The 7,467-nt window shown below is 64.9% G+C and carries 8 protein-coding genes; 2 read left to right on the top strand and 6 right to left on the bottom strand.

Annotation, left to right across the window (positions count from 1 at the left end; genetic code table 11):
* The 5 genes from xseB to WA702_RS01385 all read right to left on the bottom strand — a co-directional run.
* Positions 1 to 140: exodeoxyribonuclease VII small subunit (xseB, locus tag WA702_RS01405; protein WP_425108736.1), on the bottom strand; the 140-nt coding region annotated here is incomplete at its 3' end.
* 107 nt (positions 141 to 247) lie between these two features.
* Entirely contained in the window at positions 248 to 1,177 is a 930-nt protein-coding gene (locus tag WA702_RS01400) for a histone deacetylase family protein (protein ID WP_425108735.1), read from the bottom strand.
* Positions 1,178 to 1,290: 113 nt separating this feature from the next.
* The gene (locus WA702_RS01395) at positions 1,291 to 2,955 is read right to left on the bottom strand and encodes a bifunctional metallophosphatase/5'-nucleotidase (RefSeq protein WP_425108734.1); all 1,665 of its coding nucleotides are present in this window, start codon (positions 2,953 to 2,955) and stop codon (positions 1,291 to 1,293) included.
* A gap of 128 nt (positions 2,956 to 3,083) precedes the next feature.
* Positions 3,084 to 3,845, bottom strand: a complete 762-nt coding sequence (locus WA702_RS01390; RefSeq protein WP_425108733.1) for a crotonase/enoyl-CoA hydratase family protein — start codon at positions 3,843 to 3,845, stop codon at positions 3,084 to 3,086.
* Positions 3,846 to 4,082: 237 nt separating this feature from the next.
* A complete protein-coding gene (locus WA702_RS01385; protein ID WP_425108732.1) occupies positions 4,083 to 4,499 on the bottom strand; it encodes a hypothetical protein in 417 nt (138 codons plus the stop codon).
* A 240-nt stretch (positions 4,500 to 4,739) separates the two neighbouring features.
* Between WA702_RS01385 and WA702_RS01380 the strand changes: the two genes are divergently transcribed.
* Both WA702_RS01380 and WA702_RS01375 read left to right on the top strand, forming a co-directional pair.
* Positions 4,740 to 5,525, top strand: a complete 786-nt coding sequence (locus WA702_RS01380) for a DUF899 domain-containing protein (protein WP_425108731.1) — start codon at positions 4,740 to 4,742, stop codon at positions 5,523 to 5,525.
* Between the two features lie 130 nt (positions 5,526 to 5,655).
* The gene (locus tag WA702_RS01375; protein ID WP_425108730.1) at positions 5,656 to 6,924 is read left to right on the top strand and encodes a DUF892 family protein; all 1,269 of its coding nucleotides are present in this window, start codon (positions 5,656 to 5,658) and stop codon (positions 6,922 to 6,924) included.
* Positions 6,925 to 7,158: 234 nt separating this feature from the next.
* Here the strand turns inward: WA702_RS01375 and WA702_RS01370 are convergent.
* On the bottom strand, positions 7,159 to 7,467 hold a 309-nt coding region (locus WA702_RS01370), incomplete at its 5' end, for a DUF1330 domain-containing protein (RefSeq protein WP_425108729.1).

The raw sequence follows: 7,467 nt of genomic DNA, 5'->3' as shown, positions 1-7,467 counted from the left end.
GCCTCGCCGCGCTCGTAGATCGTCACCGACTCCTCGAGCGGCACCTTGCCGTCCTCGAGCCGCTTCACGATCGTTTCGAGCTCCTCGATTGCGCGCTCGAACGACAGCTTCTTGACGTCGGTGATTGAGGTGTCGGCCATACCAATGTTCCCGCGACTGCTCGAACTCCGGGGGCGGCTTTTACACATTGCCGCGGCGGCTGTCAGGCCCCCTCCGCCAGGCTGTGGGGAACTCGGGCCTTGGAATCTCAGGCGCCGGTCAGGGCGGCGACATGCGCCGCGACTGATTCCTTCAGCCCCTGGAGGTCGTAGCCGCCTTCGAGCACCGAGACCACACGGCCACCGGCGGTGGTTTCGGCAAGGTCCATCAGCTTGCGGGTGACCCAGCCGAAATCCTCGGCGCGCAGGTTCAGCGAGGCCAGCGGATCGCGATAATGCGCATCGAAGCCGGCCGAGATGATGACGAGCTCGGGGCTGAACTTCGTAAGCTGCGGCAGGATCAGGTTCTCGAAGGCCGAGCGGAATTCCAGGCTGCCATCCTCCGGCGCCAGCGGCGCGTTGACGATGGTGTCGTGATCGCCGCGCTCGCCGCGCGCACCGGTGCCGGGAAACAGCGGCATCTGGTGGGTCGAGCAGTACATCACGCTCTTGTCGCCCCAGAAGATGTCCTGGGTGCCGTTGCCGTGATGGACGTCGAAATCGACGATGGCGGCGCGTTCGATGCCGTATTTGCGCTGGGCGTGGCGGGCGGCGATCGCGACATTGTCGAAGAAGCAGAAACCCATCGGCTTACTGATCTCGGCGTGGTGGCCGGGCGGCCGTACCGCGACGAAGGCGTTGCGGTGGCTGCCCGACATCACGGCATCGGTGGCCTTCACCGCGCCGCCGACGCCGCGCATCACCGCTTCCCAGGTGCCCGGCGACATCGAGGTGTCGCCATCGAGATAGACGATGCCGCTGGTCGGCGCGACGTGCCTGAGCTCGGTCACGTAGTGCTCATTATGGCAGAGCAGGACCTGGTCGAGATTGCCCTCCGGTGCGAGCTCGCGGTCGAGCAACGCGAAGCGCTCCTCGCTCATCGCCTCCTCGACCGCGCGCAGGCGGTCCGGCCGCTCCGGATGTCCCGAAGGGGTGGCGTGATCGAGGCAGGCCTGATGGGAGAGATACAGCGTCGACATTGATACCCGCCACTCGCGCGTTACAGTCTGAGGCGGTAACTTAAGCGCTCGGCACAGGCTCGGAAAGAGCCATGACGGCAGGATGACGGGTTTCTCGCGGCCTGTTCCGTCGACTAATGCGTCGTTGCGATGATCCTGTCCTGCGGCGGCGGGGCGACCGGGCTGCTCACCTTGACATAGGCGAACAGCGCCTCGTCGTCATATTTGCCGAACTGCAGCGCGGTGCCGTCCTTCAGCGCAGTGAAGCCGTCGCCACCGAGCGCCAGATAGTTGTTGACGGTGATGCGATAGGAAAGCGCCGGATCGATCGCCGTGCCATTCAGCTTGAGCGAGCTGGCGTCGATGCGTGCCCCCGCCGCCTTGCTGGCATCGAAGGCATAGGTGAAGCCTTTTGAGACCTGCAGGACGCGTGGCCGCGCCGGGTCGGCCCATTGCTGCTCCAGCGTCGCCTTGAGCTGCGCGCCGGTCAGGGTCAGCGTCACCAGCTGATTGCGGAACGGCTGGCTCGCAAACACATCGGCATAGGTCACGCTGCCGTCCGGGCGCCTAATGAGGTCGGTGCGGATGCCGCCGGGATTGGTCAATGCGATCACGGCGCCGCCTGTGGCGGCATCGGATGTGGCGGCGAGCTGGGCGTCGGCGACGACGTCGCCGAGCGCGCTCTCGCCCGACGCGTTCGGTGTTCGCGACAGCGTCTCGGTGATCTCGCCGGCGCGCCGCTCGGCGATCGGACGCGCCACCTTGTCGTAGGCATCAATCAGCGCGGTCTGCTCGGAGTCTTTCGCGAGGCTGGTGCGGACGACGACATTGTCGGCCTTGGCGCTCACGACGTCACGCGTCGCCAGATCGAGCGTAACGTCGATCGCCGTGACCAGCGTGCCGTATTTGTCGCCCGAGGTCACCAGCCGGCCATCGCTGGTGCAGACATAGGCCTGGTGGGTGTGGCCGGAGATGACGAGATCGACCGCGCGGTCGAGCTTCCCGACGATGTCGACGATCGGCCCGGAAATGCCCGGGCAGTCGTTGATGCCGCCGGTCGGATAGCCGCCCTCGTGGATCAGCACCACGATTGCCTCGACACCCCTAGCTTTCAGCTCGGGCACCAGCGCGTTCACGGTCGCGGCCTCGTCGTGGAATTCGAGGCCTGCGGAGCTTGCCGGCGAGATGATGCCGGCGGTGCCTTTCAAGGTCAGCCCGATGAAGGCGACCGGAATGCCGTCGAAGCTTTCGATCTCGTAGGGCGGAAACACCGTCTTGCCGGTGTCCTTCACGATCGTCGAGGCGGCGAGATAATGGAATTTCGCGCCGGGAAACGGATGCGGGCCACGGCAGCCGTCGGTCGGATGGCAGCCGCCGTTCTGCATCCGCAGCAGCTCGTCCTTGCCCTCGTCGAATTCATGGTTGCCGACTGACGACAGCGCGAGCCGCATCATCGACAGCGACTCGATGGTCGGCTCGTCGTGAAACATCGCCGACAGCAACGGGCTCGCGCCGATCAGATCGCCGGCGGCAACGAAGATCGTATTCTTGTGCCCCTCGCGCAGCTGCTTCACCAGCGTCGCCATCTGCTCGGCGCCGCCGGCCGGAACGATCCTGTTCTTGGTCGGATCGTCGGAGTCCTTGATACGAATGCCGCCGGGCGGCGGCTTCAGATTGCCGTGAAAATCATTGATGGCGAGGATGCGCAAGGAGACCTGGCCTGTGCCGTCGGCGCGAGCGGGCGAGGCGGCAAGTAACGCGAGCAGGGCGGCAAGCAGGAGCAGTCCAGAACGTGGCATGTGACGATTTTGGCTCTACCGGTTCGCCGTCATTGCGAGCGAAACGAAGCAATCCAGACTTAGAAAGAAAGTCTGGATTGCTTCGTCGCTAACGCTCCTCGCAATGACGAAAGTGAGAGGACTGCGCTTCAATGCTTCTTGCGGTCGACGAACGCCTTGAAGGCGGCGATGGCCTCCTTCGAACCCATGCGCTCGCCGAAGATATGCGCCTCCTGGTCGATGCGGCGGGTCAGCTCCTCCGGCGGCGTCCGCAGCAGCTTGCGCGAGATCGCGACCGCCTCGGCCGGCAGCCGGCAGATGTCGCGTGCCACCTTGTGGGCCTCGACCTCGGTATGACCCGGCGATACCACGACGTTGACGAAGCCGGCGATATGCGCCTCGTCCGCGGTCATGGTGCGGCCCATCACCAGCATCGCAAATGCCCGCTGGTGACCCATGGTCGCCGGCATCAACAGGCTGGAGGCGCCTTCCGGCACCAGGCCGAGCTGCATGAACGGCGTCGAGAACAGCGCGGTCGTCGAGGCCAGCACGTAGTCGCAGTGAAACAGCAGCGTGGTGCCGATGCCGATCGCGACGCCATCGACCGCGGCAATCAGCGGCTTGACGTTGTGCGCCAGCGAATAGAGGAATTTGGTCATGTCGGAGGCCCGCGCCGCCTCGCTCGACAGCGCGCCCATCTCCATGAATTCCTCGAGGTCGTTACCGGAGGTGAACACGCCGGAGCCGCCGGTAATGACGAGGCAACGGATATCTGGATTGTTCTGCGCGGTGTCGATCGCCTCGCTCATCCGGCGATACATCGCCTGGGTCAGTGCGTTCTTCTTCTCGGGCCGCCTGAGCTTGATGACGCGGGCGGCGCCCTCTTCGGTGACGATCACGTGGTCGGTCATGCCCAATCCTTGCCCAGTCCCTTGCCAGTTTCCCGGCGCGCGGCAGCGATGGCCACGCCTCGCCGTGTGAATCCTGCCCTGGGACAGCCTACATCATCCGCGTGACAGGCCAAGCGGCGGAAATGACGACACGCCCTGCGCGCGGCAGGTGAAGGCTGGCGTGATCGCGACGCTCAGAGCGAGGCGCCGTGCATGCGACTACGTGTCGCGTCCCTCGCGCAACCACAGCGCGAGGCGTCAGCAGCCGCGGCAGATGCTGACGGCGCCGTGGCGCAGCAGCCGGTCGTTCTCCTTGACCTCGGCGCGCTCGAGCTTCTCGCGCTGGCGCTTCGGCAAATGCCGCCAGGCGCGGCGATAGCGGACGCGCGGCGTGTAGGATGGCTGCGTCGACGCCAGCGGCGCGGCGCTCGGCACAGCCACGGGATTGAGATTGGGCTGCGGCGGCGCGGGAACGCGTGCGGCGTTGCCGATCCCGGAGGGATCGCGCAGCGTGTTGTTCTGCCCGTTGATGTTGGCCGGACCCAGCGGAATCCCGCTGGTGCCGGTGTCCTGGGCCAAGGCCGGCCATGACAGCGACAGCAGCAGCAGGGCGGCAATGCCTAGCCGAGCGCTCGTGGTCCGGCGACCCTGCGCCGGTGTGATCGATGAGGTCATGCTGCCGATATCTTGTATTGGAGCCGAGGGAAGAAGACCCATGGTGGAACAAAGTTCCGTGACCGCGTGACGTCGACGCCGGCGCGGCATGCGGCGGAAAGGCGCCATACTTGTTACTCCCGCTCGACCCGCTCGCGATGTCAGAACATCTCTCACGGCCAGCGGCGGCTGCGGGCAGTGCGCAACCTGCGCGCCCGACAGCACGGCGCTGGTGCTCACTCATCAGGAGGTTCGAGAGCCATGACCAAATCAGCAGCAAAACCCGCACAAGCCGCCTTGCAGATGCCGCCAGTGGTATCGCAGGAGGCATGGGAGGCCGCGCGCCAGGAGATGCTCGTCAAGGAGAAGGCCAACACCCGCGCGCGTGATGCGCTCGCCGCCGAACGCCGCCGCATGCCGTGGGTGGCGGTCGACAAGGCCTATGCGTTCGAAGGACCGGCGGGCCAAAACTCAACAGGCAAAGCCAGCCTCGCCGATCTGTTCGACGGCCGCCGCCAGTTGATCGTCTACCGGGCCTTCTTCGAACCCGGCGTGTTCGGCTGGCCCGATCACGCCTGTCGCGGCTGCTCCATGGTGGCCGACCAGGTCGCGCATCTCGCGCATCTGAACGCGCGCGACACCACGCTGGTGTTCGTCTCGCGCGCGCCGCAGGCCGACATCGTGAGACTCAAGAAACATATGGGCTGGGACATTCCGTGGTTCACGATCACTGATGAGTTCGACGCTGACTTCAGCGTCGATCAGTGGCACGGCACCAACGTGTTCTTCCGCCACAATGGCCGCATCTTCCGTACCTATTTCGTCAACAACCGCGGCGACGAGCAGATGGGCGGCACCTGGAACTATCTCGACATCACGCCGCTCGGCCGCCAGGAGCTGTGGGAGGATTCGCCGGCAGGCTACCCGCAGACGCCAACCTACAAATGGTGGAACTGGCACGACAGCTATGTCGAAGGCGCCGCGCCGGACCAGCGGTGGGTCGAAGTGTCGGACGCCGGCGAGAAAGCGTTCCGGCAGCAGGGTTAGTCGTCTCATTTGATACGCGATCACCTCGGCACATGCAGGGAAAGCATTTGACCGTGGGTCGGCAGGTAGGAACAAACCTCCGGCCTTCCCGTTCGGACTCATCCCTTCCCCAAACTGGCTGAGTCTCATCATGTATCACCACGTCAAGAAGCTGATGTTCACCGTTCGCGTCGACGAACCCGATCCGCGGTTCGGCAACATGCTGCTGGAGCAGTTCGGCGGCGCGAATGGCGAGCTTGCTGCAGCGATGCAATATTCGATCCAGGGCCTCAATTGCGAGGATCCGGATCGCAAGGACCTGTTGATGGACATCGGCACCGAGGAGCTGAGCCATCTCGAAGTCGTGGGCACCTTGGCCCGCATGCATCTGAAGCCCGCGAAATTCGATCGTGAGGCGGCGGAAGCCGATCCGCTGATCGCGATCGCCGGCGGTGGCGGCGTCAACCTGTTCAACTCGCAGGGCAATCCGTGGACCGCGGACTATCTCAAGATCACCGGTGAGCTCGACGTCGATCTGCGCAGCAACATCGCCGCCGAGGCGCGGGCCAAGATCGTCTACGAGCGGCTGATCAACTTCACCGACGACGCCGGCACCAAGGATGCGCTGCAGTTCCTGATGACGCGCGAGATCACGCATATGAAGGCGTTTACGCTCGCGCTTGAAAGCATGAAGAAGCCGGCCTTCAGCATCGGCCGCATCGCGCCGACGCCGGGCCTGGTCGATCAGTTCTTCAACGATTCCACCGGCTCGGGCGAGCATGGCGAGATCGATACCCGCGGCCCCTGGAACGAGGGCGGCGATTGGGTCTTCACGGAATCTCCGGCCCTGCAGGACGGCGAACCCGGCACTGCGCCGTCGATCGTCGCCGAGAGCTCGCCGCCGGCAGACGAAGCGGGCTTGAGCGATCTGTTGATCGACGAGCTGCGCGACATCCTGCATGCCGAGAAGCAGCTGACCAAGGCGCTGCCGAAGATGGCGGAGGCCGCGCGGTTCGATCAGCTCCGCGAGCTGTTCGAGCAGCATCTGGCCGAGACAGAAGCCCAGGTCGAGCGCATTAACGAATGCTTCGGGCTGTTGGGCAAGCCGGCGAAGGCGAAGCCCTGCAAGGGCATGATGGGCATCATCGAGGAAGGCCAGGAAGTCATGGACGAGGGTAAGGACAAGGAGGATGCCGCGGCGGATCTGGCGCTGATCGGCGCCGCGCAGCGGGTCGAGCATTACGAGATGTCCGGCTACACCACCGCCCGCAACCTCGCCCAGCAGCTCCGCCACAGCGCCATCGTGGCCCTGCTGTCGAAGTCTCTGGCGGAAGAGGAGAACGCCGACCAGCTGCTCAACCAGGTCGCGCGGTCATTGATGTCGGTCGCCAAGATGCCGGCCGCGATCGAGCAGGCGTGAGGCGGCACTCTATAATCAGGGCAGACGCTTCTCCCTGGAAGTTGAAAGAAGCGAGCTTTCGCACCAAACGCGGTGCGCTCCCTCTCCCCGTTCTTCACGGGGAGAGGGTGGGGTGAGGGGCAGACGCGCGATCCGTGCGAGTAGTTGGAGCTTCATCTGAGATGCAATCCGACCTCTCCCCGCAAACGGGGCGAGGTTGAAACCGCCGAGCTGCGCGTGACGTGCTCAGATAGGTCAGCACCCGTTGCAAATACCGTGCATCTTCTTCAGCGTCGCGTCGTACTGCTTCACCATCGGTTCGAACGCCTGCGGATCCAGGCCGCGGCCGTGCATCCGCGCATTGGCCATGGCTGCCGGACGCGCCGTCGGGACGCCCGGCAGCTGCTGGATCGAGGAGGTCGAGGCTTTGCGCAACTGCGCGTCAAAGTTTTTGTAGGCATCGGAGTTCTTCCAGCGCTGTGCGGCATTCGCGCTGTCGAACTCGATCATCGTCACATGCGCCGCCGCGGTCCCCTCCCAGGAGGACGGCGTGTCGACATCGCT

Source organism: Bradyrhizobium sp. (genome assembly GCF_049798375.1).
In the GTDB taxonomy this organism is placed as follows: domain Bacteria; phylum Pseudomonadota; class Alphaproteobacteria; order Rhizobiales; family Xanthobacteraceae; genus Bradyrhizobium.
This window is presented reverse-complemented; position numbering and strand designations above follow the sequence as displayed.

Coding starts and splice junctions, on each gene's coding strand:
- WA702_RS01385 (WP_425108732.1), bottom strand. CDS start 4,499: ATGACCTCATCGATCACACCGGCGCAGGGTCGCCGGACCACGAGCGCT.
- WA702_RS01380 (WP_425108731.1), top strand. CDS start 4,740: ATGACCAAATCAGCAGCAAAACCCGCACAAGCCGCCTTGCAGATGCCG.
- WA702_RS01400 (WP_425108735.1), bottom strand. CDS start 1,177: ATGTCGACGCTGTATCTCTCCCATCAGGCCTGCCTCGATCACGCCACC.
- WA702_RS01395 (WP_425108734.1), bottom strand. CDS start 2,955: ATGCCACGTTCTGGACTGCTCCTGCTTGCCGCCCTGCTCGCGTTACTT.
- WA702_RS01390 (WP_425108733.1), bottom strand. CDS start 3,845: ATGACCGACCACGTGATCGTCACCGAAGAGGGCGCCGCCCGCGTCATC.
- WA702_RS01375 (WP_425108730.1), top strand. CDS start 5,656: ATGTATCACCACGTCAAGAAGCTGATGTTCACCGTTCGCGTCGACGAA.